The 21,538-nt window shown below is 40.3% G+C and carries 21 protein-coding genes, 1 rRNA gene and 1 other RNA gene; 5 read left to right on the top strand and 18 right to left on the bottom strand.

Going from position 1 to position 21,538, the window contains the following annotated elements; all coding sequences use genetic code 11:
* The 4 genes from AC1TPB_RS08485 to recR all read right to left on the bottom strand — a co-directional run.
* Nucleotides 1-359, bottom strand: a 16S ribosomal RNA gene (locus AC1TPB_RS08485); the annotation flags it as partial.
* A gap of 431 nt (nt 360-790) precedes the next feature.
* Entirely contained in the window at nt 791-1,054 is a 264-nt protein-coding gene (locus tag AC1TPB_RS08480) for a pro-sigmaK processing inhibitor BofA family protein (RefSeq protein WP_482076068.1), read from the bottom strand.
* Entirely contained in the window at nt 1,051-1,332 is a 282-nt protein-coding gene (locus AC1TPB_RS08475; protein WP_482076067.1) for a hypothetical protein, read from the bottom strand. Before AC1TPB_RS08475 ends, AC1TPB_RS08480 begins: the two co-directional genes overlap by 4 nt.
* Nucleotides 1,333-1,457: 125 nt before the next feature.
* The gene (gene recR / locus AC1TPB_RS08470; protein WP_482063658.1) at nt 1,458-2,057 is read right to left on the bottom strand and encodes a recombination mediator RecR; all 600 of its coding nucleotides are present in this window, start codon (nt 2,055-2,057) and stop codon (nt 1,458-1,460) included.
* 190 nt (nt 2,058-2,247) lie between these two features.
* On the opposite strand from recR, the gene AC1TPB_RS08465 reads away from it, so the two are divergent.
* Nucleotides 2,248-2,421, top strand: coding sequence for a hypothetical protein (locus AC1TPB_RS08465; protein WP_482076066.1), 174 nt, complete (start codon nt 2,248-2,250; stop codon nt 2,419-2,421).
* Nucleotides 2,422-2,432: 11 nt separating this feature from the next.
* Here the strand turns inward: AC1TPB_RS08465 and AC1TPB_RS08460 are convergent, their stop codons facing one another.
* From AC1TPB_RS08460 to rpoE, 10 genes are all read right to left on the bottom strand, one after another.
* Nucleotides 2,433-2,744, bottom strand: coding sequence for a YbaB/EbfC family nucleoid-associated protein (locus AC1TPB_RS08460; RefSeq protein ID WP_482063659.1), 312 nt, complete (start codon nt 2,742-2,744; stop codon nt 2,433-2,435).
* Between the two features lie 18 nt (nt 2,745-2,762).
* Entirely contained in the window at nt 2,763-4,499 is a 1,737-nt protein-coding gene (dnaX, locus tag AC1TPB_RS08455; protein WP_482076065.1) for a DNA polymerase III subunit gamma/tau, read from the bottom strand.
* A 189-nt stretch (nt 4,500-4,688) separates the two neighbouring features.
* An RNA gene (ffs, locus tag AC1TPB_RS08450) (signal recognition particle sRNA large type) lies at nt 4,689-4,956 on the bottom strand.
* Nucleotides 4,957-5,175: 219 nt separating this feature from the next.
* Nucleotides 5,176-5,373, bottom strand: coding sequence for a 50S ribosomal protein L31 (rpmE, locus tag AC1TPB_RS08445; RefSeq protein ID WP_482063661.1), 198 nt, complete (start codon nt 5,371-5,373; stop codon nt 5,176-5,178).
* Nucleotides 5,374-5,479: 106 nt separating this feature from the next.
* Complete coding sequence (locus AC1TPB_RS08440) at nt 5,480-6,736, bottom strand: radical SAM family protein (RefSeq protein WP_482063662.1); 1,257 nt, start codon at nt 6,734-6,736, stop codon at nt 5,480-5,482.
* A 23-nt stretch (nt 6,737-6,759) separates the two neighbouring features.
* A complete protein-coding gene (gene rho, locus AC1TPB_RS08435; protein WP_482063663.1) occupies nt 6,760-8,124 on the bottom strand; it encodes a transcription termination factor Rho in 1,365 nt (454 codons plus the stop codon).
* Nucleotides 8,125-8,230: 106 nt separating this feature from the next.
* On the bottom strand, nt 8,231-9,484 hold the full coding sequence (locus AC1TPB_RS08430) for a UDP-N-acetylglucosamine 1-carboxyvinyltransferase (RefSeq protein WP_482076064.1): 1,254 nt from the start codon (nt 9,482-9,484) through the stop codon (nt 8,231-8,233).
* A 392-nt stretch (nt 9,485-9,876) separates the two neighbouring features.
* Nucleotides 9,877-10,260, bottom strand: coding sequence for a response regulator (locus tag AC1TPB_RS08425; RefSeq protein WP_482076063.1), 384 nt, complete (start codon nt 10,258-10,260; stop codon nt 9,877-9,879).
* Between the two features lie 133 nt (nt 10,261-10,393).
* Entirely contained in the window at nt 10,394-11,989 is a 1,596-nt protein-coding gene (locus tag AC1TPB_RS08420) for a CTP synthase (RefSeq protein ID WP_482076062.1), read from the bottom strand.
* 302 nt (nt 11,990-12,291) lie between these two features.
* A complete protein-coding gene (gene rpoE, locus AC1TPB_RS08415) occupies nt 12,292-12,843 on the bottom strand; it encodes a DNA-directed RNA polymerase subunit delta (RefSeq protein WP_482063667.1) in 552 nt (183 codons plus the stop codon).
* Nucleotides 12,844-13,206: 363 nt separating this feature from the next.
* Here rpoE and AC1TPB_RS08410 point away from each other — a divergent pair, with 363 nt between their 5' ends.
* On the top strand, nt 13,207-14,115 hold the full coding sequence (locus AC1TPB_RS08410; protein WP_482076061.1) for a S8 family peptidase: 909 nt from the start codon (nt 13,207-13,209) through the stop codon (nt 14,113-14,115).
* A 23-nt stretch (nt 14,116-14,138) separates the two neighbouring features.
* Here the strand turns inward: AC1TPB_RS08410 and AC1TPB_RS08405 are convergent, their stop codons facing one another.
* The 4 genes from AC1TPB_RS08405 to speE all read right to left on the bottom strand — a co-directional run bounded on the left by AC1TPB_RS08405 (nt 14,139) and on the right by speE (nt 17,596).
* Nucleotides 14,139-14,264 (bottom strand): hypothetical protein, encoded by a 126-nt coding sequence (locus AC1TPB_RS08405; protein WP_482076060.1) that lies wholly within the window; start codon nt 14,262-14,264, stop codon nt 14,139-14,141.
* A gap of 227 nt (nt 14,265-14,491) precedes the next feature.
* Nucleotides 14,492-16,171 carry an arginine--tRNA ligase gene (gene argS / locus AC1TPB_RS08400; RefSeq protein ID WP_482076059.1) on the bottom strand — a complete coding sequence of 560 codons (1,680 nt, stop codon included), beginning with the start codon at nt 16,169-16,171 and terminating at the stop codon, nt 14,492-14,494.
* A 4-nt stretch (nt 16,172-16,175) separates the two neighbouring features.
* On the bottom strand, nt 16,176-16,613 hold the full coding sequence (locus tag AC1TPB_RS08395; RefSeq protein WP_482076058.1) for a YwiB family protein: 438 nt from the start codon (nt 16,611-16,613) through the stop codon (nt 16,176-16,178).
* Between the two features lie 155 nt (nt 16,614-16,768).
* Nucleotides 16,769-17,596, bottom strand: coding sequence for a polyamine aminopropyltransferase (gene speE / locus AC1TPB_RS08390; RefSeq protein WP_482063671.1), 828 nt, complete (start codon nt 17,594-17,596; stop codon nt 16,769-16,771).
* Nucleotides 17,597-17,786: 190 nt separating this feature from the next.
* On the opposite strand from speE, the gene AC1TPB_RS08385 reads away from it, so the two are divergent.
* The 3 genes from AC1TPB_RS08385 (at nt 17,787) to cyoA (ending at nt 21,507) form a co-directional block, all read left to right on the top strand.
* Complete coding sequence (locus AC1TPB_RS08385; RefSeq protein ID WP_482076057.1) at nt 17,787-19,907, top strand: transglycosylase domain-containing protein; 2,121 nt, start codon at nt 17,787-17,789, stop codon at nt 19,905-19,907.
* 134 nt (nt 19,908-20,041) lie between these two features.
* The gene (locus AC1TPB_RS08380) at nt 20,042-20,323 is read left to right on the top strand and encodes a hypothetical protein (RefSeq protein ID WP_482063673.1); all 282 of its coding nucleotides are present in this window, start codon (nt 20,042-20,044) and stop codon (nt 20,321-20,323) included.
* Nucleotides 20,324-20,562: 239 nt separating this feature from the next.
* Nucleotides 20,563-21,507: a ubiquinol oxidase subunit II gene (gene cyoA / locus AC1TPB_RS08375; protein WP_482063674.1), complete on the top strand. Its 945-nt coding sequence runs from the start codon at nt 20,563-20,565 to the stop codon at nt 21,505-21,507.
* Nucleotides 21,508-21,538 lie beyond the last annotated feature (31 nt).

The following is a 21,538-nucleotide window of genomic DNA, read 5'->3' as shown; positions in this document are numbered from 1 at the left end:
TCCCGTAGGAGTCTGGGCCGTGTCTCAGTCCCAGTGTGGCCGATCACCCTCTCAGGTCGGCTACGCATCGTCGCCTTGGTGAGCCATTACCTCACCAACTAGCTAATGCGCCGCGGGTCCATCTATAAGTGACAGATTGCTCCGTCTTTCCCGTTTCGATCATGCGATCAAAACGCGTATCCGGTATTAGCATCCGTTTCCGAATGTTATCCCAGGCTTATAGGCAGGTTACCCACGTGTTACTCACCCGTCCGCCGCTGAGTTTGAAAGAAGCAAGCTTCTTTCAAACTCCGCTCGACTTGCATGTATTAGGCACGCCGCCAGCGTTCGTCCTGAGCCAGGATCAAACTCTCCATTAAGGTGTTTGACTTGCTCATTAGTGAAGTCTTTTCGATGCACAACGTGCTCGGAAAGATCTTCGTGTTTCGCTTGTTATTAACAATTTCACAAAGGTGAAATTGTTAATGGCAGTTCTTACTCGTTGTTCAGTTTTCAAAGATCAAAGAAGTTTTTCGATGAGCTTACGCTCGGAAAATCTTCAAGGAAGGTATGCAATGAACTACGTTCATGTTATCTTCGTGTTAGAAACTCAAGTGAGTTTCTCGTTACATTGTGTAAGTTTGAAGCTCGTCTTGTTTTCTTCGTGTGTCTCGCAATCTCTCGCGGCGACAAGAAATAATATACCATAGCGGCCTAATGGAATGCAACCCTTTTTTAAAACTATTTTTAATTTTTTTGTCGAAAACCGCGAAAACCCCCGTTGTTACGCGGTTTTTACAATATAATATTTTCATCCAATTAGATACTGCGTCCCCATAAGTAATGCTACACCAGGTAATCCTAGTACTGCGGTAGTACCAATCGTCAATGGATTAATCGGCAGGGCATAAGGTTGGGTGATTTCAAGATAATTCATTAGAAACAATACCGTCGCCGCAACAATCCAATGTACAATAACTTTTTTCAAGCTCAATCGCGATAATTGATTACGCAAGAGCACCACAATAAGCGCTAGACTAGAGACAGCAAATATAATCATCCATATTAGGTTCATATGAGATATCCTTTCACTTTCGACCAATCAATATCAATATCTCTTGCCTTATTCAACAACATGCGATATTTCTGTTCAGCCATCATTAATGAATAGATCGCTAATTCAACTTCATCATGACCGCATGCATATTGAAAATGTAGCTCGGCAGATCTCCATTGCAATAGCGAATCTTTAATTTCTATACGAAGCTTGTCTACCTCAATAAGCTCATCTTTACTCATCGGATCACTTTCGTACCATTGACTCGTTAATTTACTCGCTACATATTTGTTCATCCTTCTCCCCCTCATATATACATGCCTTATTCATATGTATATTGCTCAGGATCAAAATAGAACTAAAAAAGTCGATATTCATGTGGTAAGACCACAAAAATATCGACTTTTAGATTACATTTTAATTAGAATAATTCACGGCGGCCTTCAAGAGCCTTCGATAAAGTTACTTCATCAGCATATTCCAAGTCTCCCCCGACAGGCAAACCATGAGCAATTCGAGTTACTTTAATACCAAAAGGTTTGACTAATCTTGAAATATACATCGCCGTAGCTTCCCCTTCAATATTAGGATTGGTCGCTAGGATCAGTTCCTGGACAGTCTCATCACCTAGGCGCTTTAATAGCTCCGCAATTCTAATTTGATCGGGACCAATTCCTTCCATAGGAGAAATCGCACCCTGTAATACATGATAATAGCCGTCAAATTCCTTCATTCGTTCCATTGCAATAAGGTCTTTAGATTCTTGCACGATACAAATAATTTCACTGTTTCTACTCTTATCCTGACAAATGCGACAAGGATCTGTATCCGTTATGTTACAACAAATAGAACAGTAGAACAGATTACGCTTCACACTGACAAGAGCTTTAGCGAAATCAATCACTTCATCCTCTTTCATACGCAACACATGAAACGCTAAGCGCCCAGCCGTCTTCGGACCTATTCCAGGCAAACGAGTAAAGGAGTCTATAAGTTTAGCTATTGGCTCTGGATAATACACGTGTAGGTACAGCTCCTTCTGAATAGCTAGAGTGATACTCTTATCAACTCTGAATCTCTCTGTTAATGAAAACCCACTCGCGATCCAACATCATCACAAGTGGGCTTTTTGAATTTTATCTTCCAATCAACATTCAAAAAGATCGTTAATCGTTCTTTTTGAATGTCCGCTTTTCGAACCACCTCATAAAATGAGAGTTCAAAAAGTGGGCTTTCAGAACCGAGAAGATGGAGTGCTACTTGAGAAAGGTGGAAGCGCAAGTGTACGTTATTGGTACACGCGAACCGCACTTTCCAAGTTCACTTCAGCTTCGACGTCGAGTAAGCTACAACGCATCTCATCGTTATCAAAGTCCATTTTTTGAGGTTTCCCCTCCTAGAACAGACCTGGAATCTTCATTCCGCCTGTGTATTTACCCATATCCTGATTAGCTAGTTCTTCCGCTTTAGTAAGAGCATCATTAACAGCAGTTACAACAAGATCTTGTAACATTTCAATATCCTCTGGATCAACTGCTTCAGGACTGATCACAATGTTAAGTAATTTTTTGTGTCCACTAATCGTAACGGTTACTACTCCGCCACCTGCACTTCCTTCAACTGTTTTACCTTCCAAATCTTCTTGGGCCTTAAGCATTTGCGCTTGCATCTTTTTAACTTGCTTCATCATTTGGTTCATATTGTTCATTACATTCACCTCATTAGATTATTTGTCTGTTACCACAACTAGATCTTCACCGAATAGCTTTACCGCTTCCTCGATCCAGATCGGCTGTTGCTTGGATTCATTTATAGAAATATCCTCAGGCTCTAGCTCCAATGCTTCTGTCGGAGATTGTGAAGCCCCTTCCAGAGCAGATTGCCAGTCCTTGAGCATGACGGTAACCAATTGGTAAGTTTTACCAAGTACTTCTTGGGATACTTGTTCAATCAATTCTCGATGAGTCGGCTTTTCTGTTGTTTCGCGATGGATTTCATTTTTGAACGTTAATAGCAATTGTTGATTTACTGCAGACACTAGTTCGCTATCTTTCAACCAAGCATGTACCGTCACTTTACGATCCTTCACTCGCATTAACACATCACTCCAGTTCATACGAGCTTGATTAGTCTCTTGTGAACTAGCCGCAACAACGTATTGATCTAGCTTAATTTTCGGACGATTAACGCCCGTACTCGAAAATGCTTTACGTGGGACCGTTCGATCAGTTGCATTCGTTGTAGCTGGCGCCACTTGTATCCCCTGCTTCATTAATTGCGCCAATTGCCCTTCTAATTTGTGAACATGCTGGCGAAGTTCTACCAATTCATGACTACTAGCAGCTGAAGCACCATCTTGAGCACCCGAACTGTTTAATTGCGTGGTCGAGCAAAGCTTCAACAATGCAACTTCCAACAATGTTTGTGGCTGAGCAGCATGCCGTAACTCTTGCTGATAATGATTCAACGTTTCAATCATAATAAACAATGATTCAGGGCTATACGACTCTGCCATCTGCACAAATCTCTCGTGATCTACAATTCGCTCTGTTACTGCATTACCTTGTGGTGCAAGCTTCAAAACTAATAAGTCTCGGAAGTAATAAATTAGGTTTTCCATACACTTATCTGGACTTTTACCACCTTGCATAAGCCCCTCAACTAGTGGCAGCATCTTGGATACATCTCGCTCCTTGATCGCTTCTGCTAATTGGTAAAATTGTTCTGCAGCAATACCACCAGTGACATCTATTGCAGCTTCTAATGTAATATTGCGATCAGCAAAGGCAGCAGTTTGCTCTAACAAGCTTATAGCATCACGCATACCACCTTCAGATAATCTTGCAATATAAGCAAGTGCATCATCAGTTGCTTCAATACCTTCTTCTTCACAAATCTCTTGAAGTCTTTCAACTTGCTCAGAAGTGGATACTTGCCTAAAATCAAAACGCTGACAACGTGAAATAATTGTAGCAGGCAACTTATGTGGTTCTGTAGTTGCTAATATGAATATAACATGCGGAGGCGGTTCTTCCAACGTTTTCAGAAGTGCATTAAATGCTTCTGCTGTTAACATATGGACCTCATCGATAATATAAACCTTATATCGAACTTCCGTAGGAGCATATCTTACTTTATCGCGTATGTCTCGAATTTCGTCAATACCACGATTTGATGCCGCATCAATTTCTACAACATCCATAATAGTCCCTTCTGTTATTCCAATACAATTATCACATTGATTACACGGCTCAATAGATGGGCCCTGCTCGCAGTTTACAGCCTTTGCTAATACTTTAGCTGTTGTTGTCTTACCTGTACCACGAGGTCCGTTGAACAAATATGCATGTGAAACACGATGTTCACGTATCGCATTTTGTAGCGTCTGTATAATATGCTGTTGTCCGACCATATCCTTGAACATCTGCGGACGCCAAGAACGATATAGAGCTATATGTGACACGTTACGTTCTCCTCTAATTTCTATATAGTAAATCATATAGTTATTTCGTCTTCTCATTATACTACATGAATTCTCTTAACAACATGTTTTCATACAATTACACACAAAAATACCTGCCAAATACTAAGAGTTCACTCTTACCATTGGCAGGTTATTTGTAGGCTACGCCTTTTGTTCATCAATTAAGTACCGTGCACCTATCTTCGATAGAAGCGATCCGAGCGACTTTCTTACTACATAGCTCGAGCAAGGCACTCCCTCGGCACATGAACTAACTTACTTATGGCTGCTTCCTTCCGGACCTGACCAGATTCATAAGCGTCCATTGCGAAGGACCCCACTGTCAACACTACTTGCAAGCGTCAGACCTCACATCGACAACACCTAGAATAGGAATTCAACCTCGCTGTAGCGGATTGCGAGTTACAGGGCACCGCTACCTCCCCATCTAGCACGGCAAGAATCAGTATATTACAATATGAACAAAAGTGCAACTCTCTCACACTCTGTTCACAAAGACATGCTACATTTATTGGCTATATACATTGATTTCTTACTAAATTAGTTACTTTTATTGTTCAATTTCAATCTACATAACAAAAAAGTTCTTGGTGGCTTGTACAAGCCACCAAGAACTTTTCTATGTCACCTATACTAGGCACACATACGATATGGATTAGATACCGTATTTCTTTTTGAATCGATCTACACGACCGCCTGCATCCAGGAACTTTTGCTTACCCGTGAAGAATGGGTGACATGCGGAACAAACTTCTACTTTAAGAGCCGATTTAATCGAACCTGTTTCGAAAGTATTTCCACAAGAGCAAGTAGCTGTAACGGCGTGGTATGTCGGATGAATACCTTGTTTCATCTCGTTCACCTCTTTCTGCCCTGAATCTCATACGGACCAGAGTTTTATGCACATGAAATGATTTTAACAGAGTGAAGGTTCAATTGCAATGGAAAAGATGCGCAACCTATCTACGTCGATATTCCATTGGCGGTACATGTGTATACGAACCAATTACAACGTCAGGCAATTCTTCACGATATATTTGTAGCATCTGTTTCATACCGTAAATTTCACCTTTTGCTTTCGGAATAAGACTCAAATAACTTTCAGGATCGATATTAAGATTTCGCATTTGAATCATCTTAAGCTTCGTCCGTTTGCAGAAATCAATCATCGCTTCCATCTCTTCTTCACGATCGGTAACACCAGGGAAAATAAGATAGTTAATTGAAGTATAGACACCTTGCTCAGCAGCATAAATTAATGATTTCTCAACATTTTGTAGTGTATACCCTCTTGGACGATAATATGCATTGTAATGATCTTCTAACGCGCTAATCGTACTCACTCGCATTAGATCAAGTCCTTCATCAACAATCGCACGAATAAAGTCCGTTATGCCGGCATTCGTGTTGATATTAATATAACCTTGATTTGTCTGACTACGAACTTGCTTCATAGCTTCAACGATGATTTTCACTTGAGTGGAAGGCTCACCTTCACAACCTTGTCCGAAACTAATAATAGAATCGGGATGTTTCAAATGTTCAAGCATAACTTGCGATACTTCATCTACTTGAGGCTTGAAATTCATCCGAGTCTGGGGAGCGACAAAGCCACTATCTTCTGGTTGCTCTGAAATACAACCGAAGCAACCAGCATTACATGAGAATGATACGGGCACCCCGCCCTCCCAACGATTCAAGAACGTGTTAGAAGCTGTTAGACATTCATATTCAAGAGCACAATTCGAAAGATGCTTATACAGACGATTTTCAGGGTATGTCGTTAATAACCTATCTACTTCGATTTTTAACTCATCACGATCACAATTTTCAGGATCCCAACGTTCAGGCTCATCACATTGCTCAGCCGTAACATAGAAACCTCCGTCCTTCCACACTACCGCTGTATAACCAAAGAGTGGGAATTTCTCATTCTGATCTGATTTCACATATCCAGGAATATTCAGACGAGTATATCCTTGCGGAAGCAATGCTCCTACCGCCTGTGCTCCATCACCAATCACTTGCATTTCACCTGTATCTGGATCGAGTGCAATAGGTTTACTGAATGGCAGACTGACAAGCGTCGCTCCTTCAGGTAAGGGGATTAATTCATCCTCCATAATCTCCACAATCATATCGCCACTTCGTGCTAGTGCAATATAACCGGGATGATCATACACAATTCCTTGTTCATCTGCATATACGAGATTCATGTTGCCCTCCTAAAACTTTTTGACTATTTAACGATTTGAGAGGATGATGTTGGTCTAGTAGGCGGTTTTCGCGTAGTAGCTGATGTTGCTCTTTTCGCACCAGTTAACTCTTGCTTTGGCTTATCTAGCTTTGGAACATCCACAGCAGTATCGAGCGACATTAAGAACTGTTCATTCGTTTCCGCTTCTTTAATCTTCTTAATGAATTGATCTACGAATTCAAAGGAATCATTCATATTTTTACGAATTGTCCAAATTTTATCAAGATCATCTTTGGGTAGTAACAATTCTTCTCTACGCGTTCCCGAACGACGAATATCAATAGCAGGGAAAAGTCTACGTTCAGCAAGCTTACGATCTAGATGAAGCTCCATATTACCCGTACCCTTAAATTCCTCATAAATAATATCATCCATACGCGAACCTGTTTCTATTAATGCAGTAGCTAAAATAGTTAAACTACCACCTTCTTCAACATTACGTGCCGAACCAAAGAAGCGTTTAGGACGATGGAATGCTGCAGGATCAATACCGCCACTCAATGTTCTACCTGATGGTGGAACGTGAAGGTTGAACGCTCTTGCAAGACGAGTAATACTATCTAATAGAATGACAACATCTTTTTTATGCTCTACCAAACGCAAAGCGCGTTCAAGTACAAGTTCCGCTACTTTAATATGATTTTCTGGAAGCTCGTCAAAAGTCGAAGCAATAACTTCACCTTTCACAGAGCGCTGCATATCAGTAACTTCCTCTGGACGCTCATCAATAAGAAGAATAAACAACTCAATATCAGGGTGATTCGTTGAAATACTGTTGGCAATTTCTTTCAAGAGTAGAGTCTTACCTGCTTTTGGAGGAGCGACAATAAGTCCACGTTGCCCTAGACCTACCGGTGCTAATAAATCCATAATTCGCGTGGAGATTTTGTTTTGCTCTGTTTCTAGCGTTAGTTTTTTATCAGGATATAGTGCAGTTAGTGCAGGGAAGTGTAGACGTTCTTGTGCTGTTTCAGGACTTTCACCATTAACCGCATTAACTTGAAGCAAACCATAATAACGTTCACTATCTTTCGGCAGTCTACATTTACCCGATACTAAATCTCCATTTCTCAAATCAAACTTACGAATTTGAGAGGCTGAGATATAAATGTCCTCTTTACTAGGTAAATAGTTGATCGGACGTAGGAAGCCGAAACCATCAGGTAACACTTCCAAAACGCCTTCCATAAATAAAAATCCACTTTTCTCTGCTTGAGCACGTAAAATAGCAAAAATTAATTCTTTCTTTTTCAATTGACCATAGTACTGGATTTGGTATTGTTTTGCGAGCTTATATAGCTCTGTCAACTTCATAGTCTCCAAATCTGCAATTTGAAGGTCTGACATGATCTCACCACTTTTATTATAAAATATAGAATCCGCTTTGATTAATCAGCATTGCCTGATTATCGTGAATCTATTCTATGACAGTGTCATCCGTGTTCGTAGTCGTCTAGCTATCTTCTCTCCACACTTCAGCACCTAATATACTTAAGTTCTCTACTAGCCGATCATAACCACGATCAATATATTCCACATTAGTAATCTCAGTAACTTCGTCAGGCACAGTAAGTGCTGCAACAACTAACGCCGCACCAGCACGAAGATCTGCCGCTTCCACTTTGGCAGCTCTTAAAGGGCCACCTTCAATGACAGCCGTTCTTCCTTCCACACGTATGTTCGCTCCCATTAGTACTAGCTCAGGAACATGCTTGAATCGCGTTCCATAGACATAGTCTGAAAGTAAACTTGTACCAACTGCACATGTCAGTAAAGAAGTCATTGGAGATTGCATATCTGTTGGAAATCCTGGGTAGACCAGTGCTTTCACATCAATCGCGTTATACTCCGATTTTCCGATAATACGAATTGATTCATCATATTCGATGACTTCAACGCCCATTTCTTCTAGCTTCGCAGTAAGTGCCTCAAGATGCTTCGGAATAACATTATCGATTAACACATTTCCTCTAGTAGCAGCTGCTGCGATCATATAAGTGCCTGCTTGAATGCGATCAGAGATTACAGTATGACGGCAACCCTTCATCTGGCTTACACCTTCAATTCGAATCGTTTCAGTTCCAGCACCTTTAATTTTTGCGCCCATAGCAGTCAACAATGTTGCCACGTCAACGATTTCCGGTTCTTTTGCAGCATTTTCGATAGTAGTAACACCTAGTGCACGTGATGCAGCAAACATAATATTAATCGTTGCACCAACACTAGCTACATCAAGATATATTTTCGCTCCGCGTAATTGCTCAGCCTTAATATGCAAAGCGCCTTGTTCATTCGTTACTACCGCACCTAATGCTTCAAAGCCTTTAATATGCTGATCAATAGGGCGAGGTTCAAAGTTACAACCACCTGGCATTCCAATCGTCGCTTCACCGAAACGACCAAGCAGTGCTCCCATCAAATAATAAGAAGCACGAAGCTTTTTCACTTTACCATTAGGCATTGGTTTCGATATTAATTGGGTAGGATTTATACGGATTTCATCGTCTTTTCGAGACACTACTGCGCCCAGTTCCTCGAGTATTTCTGCATAAATAGCTACATCGCTAATGCAAGGCAAATTATCTAAAACCACTTCAGATCCAGCTAGAACTGCCGCTGGTATTAAAGCAATAGCACTATTTTTGGCTCCACTAATTGTTACTGTTCCATGTAGTGGCTTACCTCCGCGTATCATTAATTTCTCCATTAATCTATTGGTCCTCCCGTTGCTTGGAAGTCTACATAGTAAAAACCGCCGCAAGCGTGCTCTCAAAAAAAAGATGAGGAAGCGCACCGACAACAGGCGGTTTACATGTGTCCCTTGTCCCATGTCTCTTATATTGTGTAGTGTGTAATAGATAACATTATATATAGGATCAAGCTATCTAATCCATATTCATTAAAATTATATCTACATTATGCTCAGCATGCGAACGTTATTCACGTTTCCGAACAAGTTCATAACGCTACGAAGCAAACTAATTCAACGATATTATAGCATAGTGTCCTATGTTTTCATACCGCGGATTAAAACTACAAAATAATAGAAGCATCGCCACAATAACGTAACGACGCTTCTATTCATTAACTTTCAGCTAGTTATGAGCTATAAGTACCTTGATTGTTCAGTTGAAAATTAACTTCTACTCGAAGCTCATCAATATCAAACGGCTTAGTAAAATGCTTTACGGCACCTAGATCTGTTGCTCGCTTGATCATATCTAGTTCACCATATGCTGTCATCATAATGACTTTGATAGTAGCATCAATTGACTTAATATGCTTCAATATTTCAAGTCCATCCATACCTGGAATCTTCATATCTAGAAGCACAAGATCAGGACGGTTATTGCGCACAAGGTCTAAAGCCACTTTCCCATTAGATGCTTGCGATGTATGATAACCTTCAGAACTAAACACCTCATTCAATAGGAGTCTAATTCCGTTCTGATCATCAACTATGAGTACCCGTTGTTTTTCCAAGCTATTTTTACCCCCCTATAGCCTTCACCTGTATATGTGATAGGAATGTTACTATACAAGAGTATTCGCTATAGGATTTAACTTTTCCTGCTAATTTATAGACTCGCCAACATTTATTCCATTTTTTGAATTTTTATTGTTGAAGTGCTGCTTGTACAAAGTCATGGAATAGTAGCTGTGGACGATTAGGTCTTGATGTAAATTCTGGATGAAATTGAACAGCTAGGAACCAAGGATGATCCTTAACCTCAACCATTTCCACTAATCTTCCATCTGGAGATGTACCTGAAATGACAAGTCCCGCTGCTTCTAACGCTTCACGATATTCATTATTGAACTCATAACGGTGACGGTGACGTTCGTATACAAGCTCATCATTGTATGCTTTATATGCATTAGTTCCTTCTACAACTTTACATGGATACAAACCAAGACGCATTGTTCCACCCATATCTTCAACATCTTTTTGATCTGGCAATAGATCAATAACTGGATATGGAGTTGAAGCATTAATCTCGGAGCTGTTCGCATCTGCAAGACCTAGAACATTTCTAGCGTACTCGATAACTGCTACTTGCATACCAAGGCAAATTCCGAAGAATGGAATATTTTGTTCACGGGCATAACGAATCGCTGAAATTTTTCCTTCAATACCACGATCGCCAAAGCCACCAGGAACAAGAATTCCGTGTACACCTTGTAGCTTTTCCACTACATTGCTATCAGTAAGTTCTTCTGCATCAACCCAACGAAGCGAAACCGACGAGTCAAGCGCAATTCCCGCATGATTTAACGCCTCAACAATACTCAAATAAGCATCGTGAAGTGCAACATATTTACCGACAATAGCAATTTCGACATTACTTTTCAGTGTTTTCACACGATCAACTATTGCTGTCCATTCTACCATATTGGCTGCAGGTGCATCTAGTTTCAAATGATCAAGTACAATTTGATCAAAGCCTTCTGCTTGAAGCTGCAATGGCACTTCGTACAATGTAGAAGCATCTCGACATTCAATTACAGCATTCGTATCTAAATCACAGAATAGACCAATTTTCCGTTTCAGATCATCCGCTAATGGATACTCCGTACGGCAAACGATAATGTTTGGCTGAATACCGATTGAACGAAGTTCTTTAACACTATGTTGTGTCGGTTTTGTTTTCACTTCGCCGGCAGCTTTAATATATGGAATTAACGTAACGTGAACGTACATCACGTTATCACGACCAATATCACTCTTAATTTGACGAATCGCCTCTAAGAATGGAAGACTTTCAATATCACCGACAGTACCACCAATTTCCGTAATGACAACATCAGCGCCTGTTTCTTTACCTGCACGGAATACACGTTCTTTAATCTCATTGGTAATATGAGGAATAACTTGAACTGTTCCGCCCAAATAATCACCACGACGTTCCTTAGTAATAACATTGGAATAAATTTTACCCGTTGTAACATTGCTGTTTTTTGAAAGGTTGATGTCAATAAAGCGCTCATAGTGTCCTAAGTCGAGGTCTGTCTCTGCTCCATCGTCAGTTACAAAAACTTCACCATGCTGATAAGGACTCATCGTTCCTGGGTCCACATTAATATATGGATCAAATTTTTGGATCGTAACTTTTAGCCCTCTGTTTTTAAGCAGTCTTCCCAAAGATGCTGCAGTAATCCCTTTACCTAAAGACGATACAACGCCGCCCGTTACAAAAATATATTTGGTCACTGTGATAATACCCTCCATACTTTAGTTATGTTTTAGCTATTCCCAAATGTTACTCAATCAAGCCTAGTCCCTTCATTTTCCAAAGGTTTTCAGCTTATCTATGGCCTGTACAAACAAAAAAAGTGACACCCGTAGCACGGGGGCACTTTTCTCACAAGGTATATAATGATACATCAATATGTTCAGCTGTTTCTATAGCCCATAGGTTAGTTTACTCTCCCATATAGCTCATGTCAAGCATAACCGCAGAAGTAATCGAGCAACCTATTATTCCTCAATTATTCAGCTAAATTGATGATCAATTATTTTTCTTCTTCTTCTTCAAGTTCTTCGTATTCTTCTTCAGCAGCTTCTTCGAGAGATATCTCTTCATCTTCAATATCCTCTTCATCCAACTCTACTTCTTCTTCAGTAGCTTCTTCTTCTTCGTCCGCTTCGCTGAATGTTTCTTCTGCACGATAAGCACCGAATTCATCTTCCTCGGCAGTATAGTTTTCCTCTTCATCTACATAAATCTCATCATCTTCATCCATATCGTCTTCGTCGTTAATAATACGAGTACGTTTTGTATTACCAACTGGATCTTCTGCACGTTCAACTGGGTACCAGCGTTTCAATCCCCAAACATTATTCCCTACGCAAGCAAAACGTCCATCAATGTTGATTTCTGTATACACTTGAGCAATGAATCTGTTGATTCCATCTTCACTAAGACCTCGAATTTTTGCAATTTCCATCATGAGGTCACGATAAAAATACGGCGTATTTGCTGCTTTCAGCACTTCAAACGCCAGGTCAACCATAGGCATTTCGCGTATACGTTCCGGATCCAATTTCAATGTGTAACCGCTCATAACGACACGTCCTCTCTTGCTATCTAAATTAAGTAAATTGTAAGCATCCTTATAACATTAGTCAAAGTATAGTAAACCTTATTTCAAATGAAAAAGCAAGTTGTTCCTATGCGAATGGATATCAAAATGAATAAAAAACAAAAAGCGAAGGGGGGGACCCTTCGCCGTGACTGTATCCTTCCTAATGATGGTAATCACCTTTAGGCATAATTGAGCTCCGAGCTCATCTTTCATTTTATGTAATAGTATCCAGTTTGACACGGATAATCGCCCATTATTTCTAAAAAAGGCGGATGCATATACACATCACCCCAACGACACATACAATATCGAACATTGTATTGGAGGAGGGAACGGAAAGTAATGAATTCAAAGCCTCTAAATGACAGCAATATTCAACTTCATACCTCCACTAGGAACAAAAAACTTATCAATAATGGCATACCTTGGGGAATCGATACCGTGAGAGCACCTCAAGTGTGGCAATATACGACTGGACGGCAAATCAAAATCGGAGTTATCGATACAGGCATTGATTTTCAGCATCCTGCTTTGAAAGGTTCCATTCTACCAGGTATTAATCTAATTAATCGGGGAATGCCCCCCATCGATGACAATGGCCATGGTACGCATATCGCTGGAACTATAGCAGCTTCCAACCCTGCGCATGGCATGATTGGCATAGCCCCTCACGCCCTCATCGCCCCTGTAAAAGCTTTCGATCAAAACGGAAGCGCATATGTCTCTGATATTATACAAGCCATTGACTGGTGCGTACGCAATGGCATGGATGTTATTAATATGAGCTTTGGGATGAAAACTAGAAGCAAAGCCATGCTGAATGCAGTTATTCGGGCATATAACAAAGGAGTTATTATTGTCGCATCATCTGGAAATGAAAGCAAAAAAAAATCTATCGATTACCCGGCACGCTACCCCCATACCATTGCAGTTGGTGCAACCAACTCCATCCGAAAGGTTGCACCTTTTTCTAATCAAGGCATCTATATTGATATCTACGCACCGGGAGATCGGATTGTATCCGCTTGGCTTAATGGGGATTACCATGAGATGAGCGGAACAAGTATGGCAACATCACATGTTAGCGGCGCTGTTGCACTATTGTTAGAGCGCTCACCTCATCTAAAGCCGATTGAAATTAAATCCATATTGAAACGTTCGATGCAACCCTTGAAGTATGCGAAAGCGAGGAGGGTAGGCGAGCTTGATATCGTAAAGATGCTAGAGGAGGTTCAAAAAAGCGGACTTTGATAACGATGATATTGCTCCGAAGGTTATTCGGCATCGCATCTAAAACGAACTTGGAAAGTACAGCATAAGCTTCCGATGTATGTTTCTTGCAGAAACATTGTAGGATCGCGTGTACCAAACACGTACACTTGCGCTTCCGCCTTTCTCAAGTAGCGCTCCATCTTCTCGGCTTTCGAAAGCCCGCTTTTTTGAACTTTTATTTTAAGATTCGAACTAACCTCCATTTTAAGATTCGAGCATTTGACCGCTTGAGTACTCGTACCGTACACGTTGCTGGGATTCGTTGCACTGCTTGTACGCTTGTGCTCGCGAAGGCGTTTAAACTTAACAAGGAGGCAATAGATTAATCTATTGCCTCCTTGCGGTCATTCCAGTATTACATACGCTCTGGAGCGGATACTCCTACTAATGTTAATACATTAACTAATGCAATCTGAACAGATTTCACTAGTGCAAGACGAACTAATGTTAATTCGCGATTTTCTGTAATTACTTTTTCAGCACGGTAGTAGCTATGGAATTGTGCTGCTAATTCGTACACATAACGAATTAGACGGTGAGGTGCGTGCTGCGATGCTGCCTCGCTTATTTCTTGCGGCAATTGACCTAATTTGCGAAGCAAATCAAATTCATGCTGGGACGTTAATTGATCGAATTGCAATTCAGAAATTGCAGGGATTTCAATCCCTTGCTCACTCGCTTGACGCAATACACTGCAAATACGTGCATGTGCATATTGAACATAGAATACTGGGTTTTCAGTTGATGTTGAAACAGCTAAGTCCATATCAAAATCAAGATGTGAATCCATACTGCGCATTGTAAAGTTATATCGAATGGCATCGACGCCTACTTCTTCCATAAGATCCTGCATCGTTACTGCTTTACCTGTGCGTTTGGACATTTTAACTTTTTCACCGTTTTGGAATAGACTAACCATTTGCGCGATTAATACTGTTAATTTTTGAGAATCATGACCTAGCGCATCCATCGCTGCTTTCACACGAGGAATATAGCCATGATGATCGGCACCCCAGATGTTAATCATGCGATCATAGCCACGACCGTATTTTTCAAGATGGTAGGCGATATCTGGTGTTAGATACGTATATGACCCATCATTTTTCACAAGCACACGGTTTTTATCATCGCCTAGCGGCATTGTTGCTAGCCATGTTGCGCCGTCTTCTTCATACACATGACCAGATGCTTTCAACTTATCAAGTGCAGCAATAACTTTGCCTTCTTCATATAGGGAAGTCTCGCTATACCAAATATCAAAGTTAACACGGAAACGCTCTAAATCACGCTTAATTTTCGCTAGCTCACGCTCTAGACCATAGCTACGGTAGAAGTCATATTTCTCTTTGCCTTCTAGCTGCAGTAGAGTATCACCTTTGTCTGCTACTAATTGCTTGGCAAAGCCAATAATATCTTCACCATGGTAGCCATCTTCAGGCATTGTTGCTTCTTGTCCTAGCTGTTGTAAATACCGTGCTTCAATGGAAAGCGCAAGATTCTCGATCTGTTTCCCTGCATCATTAATATAATATTCGCGCGTTACATTGTATCCAGCGAAATCAAGTAAGTTACATAGTGCATCACCAACTGCCGCTCCCCTTGCATGACCTAGATGCAAATTACCTGTTGGGTTTGCACTTACAAATTCGACTTCAATAGCTTGCCCTTTACCATCTGCAACACGACCATAATTTTGTTGAAGTTCAAGAACTTGTGTAACCACTTGATATAGATAACGATTATCCATACGGAAGTTAATGAAGCCTGGGCCTGCAATTTCAGCAGATTCGATCGATGCTGCTTTCATATCCAAATTCCCAATAATTGCTTCAGCAATCGCTCTAGGATTTTTCTTCGCAATTTTCGTGAGCTGCATCGCTGCATTCGTAGCAAGATCGCCATGCGTTTTATCTTTCGGTACTTCTAGCACGAATATCGGTAATTGTTCGCGTTCTACTAGTCCAGCAGCCAATACTGCATTAGCGATTGCTTCCTTCAACGTTGCATACATTGCATCTAATACATAGTTTTCCATTAAATTAACCCTCCTGAATGATCAAACGGTTTGAAAATTGTCCTGATAATTGTTCCCCAACAAATATGTCATACGTCCATTCTATCGTGAATGGCAGCTTTGTTGGTAATTGATCCATCATCTGTTCATTAGAATGAAGCAGACGTAGCTTGCTTGTATGAGCATCAAGTTCAAACTTGACTACTTTATTATCATAATAACCACTTCGCTTGATCGCTAGCGCATAAATTTGCTCAGATTCGACTGCACCCCTGCGAGAATGAGAAAGCAACCCCGGCTCATAGCGCAACAAATTACGAACTTCACCAAGTTCAGTCTGTTCTGCATAACGAATGTAGAAGGACTTATCCTTAACAAACCATTCACCCGAATAGGTTAACGCTATATTTTCTCCATCTTGAGTGCTTTCCAATGTAATCTTCACGTTCTGTTTGTGATTCATAGTCTAGCTCCTATACCAACACATTATATCTTACTACTATATACAGTATGGGGTTGAAATTCAACGTGAAATCCTATGTGAAATAACAAAAGACGTATTCCTTCCCTTATATAGGGATCGAACACGTCTTTTTCTTTATTAGTCTTTATTTCTCTTTATTTCACAAGGTCTTCCACAAATTTAGGTAGCACAAATGCCGTTTTGTGTAGACGAGGTGTGTAATATTTGGTGTCTAGTTCAGGAATTGCTGTCTCATCCACTTCTAGTGGATCATATTTTTTACTTCCCATCGTAAATGTCCAAAGACCACTTGGGTAAGTAGGGATGTTTGCTGCATATACGCGTACAATTGGGAATACTTCCTTCACATCACGGTTAACCATTTGAATAAGATCAGCTTTGAACCATGGGTTATCCGTTTGCGCAACGAAAATACCATCTTCTTTCAAAGCTTCATAAATTCCTTGATAGAAGCCACGAGTGAATAAATTCGCAGCAGGACCTACAGGTTCAGTAGAGTCAACCATAATGACATCATACGTATTTTTATGCTCATGAATATGCATAAAGCCATCATTAACATGAACTTCAACACGCGGATTTTCTAGTTCACAAGCAATCGTCGGTAAATACTTTTTGGAGTATTCAATTACTTTTCCATCAATATCTACAAGAACAGCTTTTTTTACTTTTGGATGCTTCATGATTTCACGAATAACACCACCGTCACCGCCGCCAACAACAAGCACATGCTCAGGGTTTGGATGCGTGAATAGAATAGGATGCGCGACCATTTCATGATATACAAACTCGTCCTTAACTGTAGTCATAACCATACCATCAAGTACAAGCATCGTTCCAAACTCTTCCGTCTCGATCATATCAAGCGCTTGAAAATCCGTTTGTTCATCAACATATGTTTTTGTGATTTTGGCAGTAATACCAAAGTTCTCTGTTTGTTTCTCTGTATACCATAATTCCATGTCGGATACCCTTCTTTCTATCAGTGGTCAAAAGTAATTATAGTGTAACATGACGAAAAATCAACTCAATTTCCAAAAACTTTAGAAATAAATATTTTCATTCCTTCCACAACTTGTGAATATCCGCCAATATATTCTTCCATACTACAATTATACAACTAATTATTGTCAACATTCGAGGTGAATCATTTTGTGGAAAAATAAGAACTGGCTGCGCCATCGATTGCGTAGAACATCATTTCCAGCTATTTCAGAACGATATTTATCGTTCATATTAAAGCTCAACAAATGGCTACGTCGCACCATTATTGTCGTAATCGTTATGATGACACTTATTCTAGGCGGCTTATTCTACATGAAGCAACAAGATTTACCTGTGTCTAACATTAGTCAATCGTCTCAGCTCGTTGATCGAAACGGTGTATTAATCGATTATTTTCATACGGGCGTTAATCGTCGAGCAGTTTCATTGGATGAAATTTCACCTTATGTTATTACAGCAACTCTTTCAATAGAAGATAGGCGTTTCTATTCTCACTTTGGTTTTGATATCAAAGGTCTTGCTCGAGCAGTTGTGGTCAATGTACAGTCATTATCAGCAAAGCAAGGCGCCAGCACATTAACGCAACAGCTTGCACGTAATTTGTACCTCACTCACGAAAAAACTTTTGAGCGCAAACTGAAAGAAGCACTCTATACGACACAGCTTGAAATGAAGTTTTCAAAAGATGAAATTTTGGAGATGTATTTGAATCAAATTTATTACGGGCATGGGGCTTATGGTATTGAAGCTGCAGCACAGTATTATTTCAACAAATCAGCAAAAGATCTTGACCTTGCTGAAAGCAGCTTGCTTGCAGGCATACCAAAAGGTCCAACCTATTACTCACCCTACAATAATATGTTGAAGTCCAAAAACCGTCAAAATCTTATTCTACAAGCGATGGTAGACAATGACTATATAGATGAAGCTGAAAAACTAGCAGCTTATGAACAATTACTTGCTTTTGGCTCTCAAGAACAGGAAAGCGGTAATAATGAGGCTTCCTATTTCAAAGATTATGTTATTCAAACGGCAGTTCATGATCTCGGTATAGACGAACAATTATTATACGAAGGCGGCGTTACGATCTATACGACGCTAGACATGAATATGCAGCAGATAGCTGAACAAAAGGTTCAAGAAGGATTACTGAAGGATAGTGAGCAACAAGCTGCTCTTATCGCTATCGATCCACGCAACGGCCATATTAAGGCGATGGTCGGCGGTAAAAGCTATGGTGATAATCAGTTCAATCGTACCACTGCAACAACTAGACAGCCGGGCTCGACGTTCAAGCCTTTTGTATATTTAACTGCGTTACAGCAGCATACGTTAACCGTTATGTCCACATTCAAGAGTGAACCAACCGTATTTACCTATGATGAAGGTAGAAAAACTTATGAACCGCAAAATTATGCAGATAAATATACGAATGACTTTATCGCTATGCGCCGTGCTATGGCTAGCTCTGACAATATTTACGCAGTGAACACTTTAATGACCGTTGGTGCTGATACAGTAGCTGAAACAGCTCATCAACTAGGCATTCATGCCGATCTAACCGCGGTACCATCACTTGCTTTGGGCACATCACCAATAAGTCCGTTAGAAATGGCGTCCTCTTATGGTGTATTTGCTAATCAAGGAATATATAACAAACCCGTTGCTATTTTGAAAATTGTTAATAAGCAAGGCAAGACCATCTACGAAGCTAGTTATACGCCAACATCAGTCATTACACCACCTGAAGCATTTCTAGTTACTTCATTATTAGAAGGAGTTTTTCAAACTGGAGGGACGGCACACCGCGTTCAAAACTATATTCACCGCCCGATTGCTGGCAAAAGTGGAACGACTGCCGTTGACGCATGGATGATTGGTTACACTCCAGAATTAAGTACGGCTGTTTGGGTAGGCTATGATAAGGATCGCTATTTAACTGTGGCCGAAGCGTATCGTGCGGCCCCCATTTTCGCTCACTTTATGGAGGAAGCATTAACGGATGTACCACCCAAAATGTTTCCAATTCCCGAGGATATTGTGACGGTATATATAGATGAGGAAACGGGGTTACTAGCATCCGAAGCATGTCCCTCAACTCAAATTGAATATTTTCTTAATGGAACTCAGCCACAAAGCTATTGTGAAACAGCGTTAGATGGTTCAGACACTGAAAACCAACCAACAGAAATGCCAAAAGTAGATATCGATGAGCATCCAAGTTATCGTTCATGGTGGCAGCAATTGAAAAAATGGTGGGATGATTAGTTTAATTGTGTCCAAAGTTTGATTAAAGAGTGAAAAAAGTTTGAACAAAGTGACAAAGTTGTGTTATATTAATAATTATAAAGCCCTTACAACATTTCTGTTATGAAATGACAATGAATATTTAAGGAGTGAATATGATGGCTACAAAAACTGTTAACATACAAGGTTTGACGCCTACTCAACCAGATTCCAAAAAACTTGTGAAGATTATGACTTTAATAGCTTGGGTCATTTTATCTGTAGGTGTGATTTTATGTCTTGCCAATATTACACAATTCAATGATCGCAACATCGGCTTAATGGTCGGTATTGGTTTTTTAGTTGGCAGTGTTCATATTTATGTTATTGGAACAGCTATTAGCTTAGTCCATTCTCGTGCCATGAATCAATCTGTGGCAGATAGTGAACAACCCTAATCATCTACTCATAACCTTCATATTGGGAAGCATACTCAACTCCTTACGGGGATGTGTTATGCTTCCTTTTTTATGAAACCTTATAAAAATTGCTAATTACGGGAAGCTTATGTCTAACAAGTGAACGAGATATGTCAGATATAAGACGAATTATTTACGGATTCGTTAACCCTGCATTTTTATGTGTGATAATTTGTTATCTTATACTTAAGTTCAATAACTCAAGGAGTGAAAACGTCATGAGACCTGTTTCTCGAAAGCTATCTGCACTGCTTATTGTTGCGATGGTACTTATCTTGTCTGGCTGTAGCGAACAATATTTAGTTCTTGATCCTAAAGGACCTATTGCTTCAGCTCAAGCTGATTTGATCCTTCTGACCGCAATAATTTGTGCAGTGATTGCTATCCCCGTCATTGCAATGACGGCTGTTATCGCGTGGCGCTATAGAGATCGTTCTAACAGCAAAGCAAAGTATAAACCTTACTGGGAACACAGCTTCAAGTTAGAAGCTATTTGGTGGGGTATTCCGATCGTCGCAATCGCTTTTCTTGCGGTTGTCACAGTCAATTACACGCATAAACTAGAACCATCAGTCGCCATTCAATCAGAAAACGCGCCTATTGAAATTCAAGTTACATCACTTGATTGGAAATGGTTGTTCACCTATCCTGATGAAGAAATTGCAACTGTCAACTATGTTAAATTCCCAGTTGATACCCCTGTCGTGTTCAAGCTTACGTCCGATATGGCAATGAATTCCTTCTGGATTCCTAGTCTAGGCGGTCAGCTTTATTCGATGAGTGGTATGGCTATGACGTTGAATTTACTTGCTGATGAAGAAGGTACTTACTACGGCTCAGGCGCCAACTTTACAGGTAAAGACTTCGCACAAATGACATTTGATGCTGATGTTACTACTAAAGAGGAATATGATCGTTGGGTACAAGAGGTTAAGGATACTGAAGTTGCTTTGACAGCCGAGGGTGTTGAAGAGCTAAAAGTACCTGGTAGATCTGAAGTTGCTCAATTCTCTAGCTTCCCTGAAAATGTATTCTACGACATTATGCTGCAATATGTAGAAGAAGGTGAAACTAGCGCTCATGCTAACCATATGACTTCTAATACATCGACTACCGATGATTCTGCTGTCGGTGAAGATCATTCTGAACATCTTAATCATTAACAAATTTCATTATACGAAAGGAGTTTACTCT

Source organism: Paenibacillus sp. Y951 (assembly GCF_056786395.1).
This window is presented reverse-complemented; position numbering and strand designations above follow the sequence as displayed.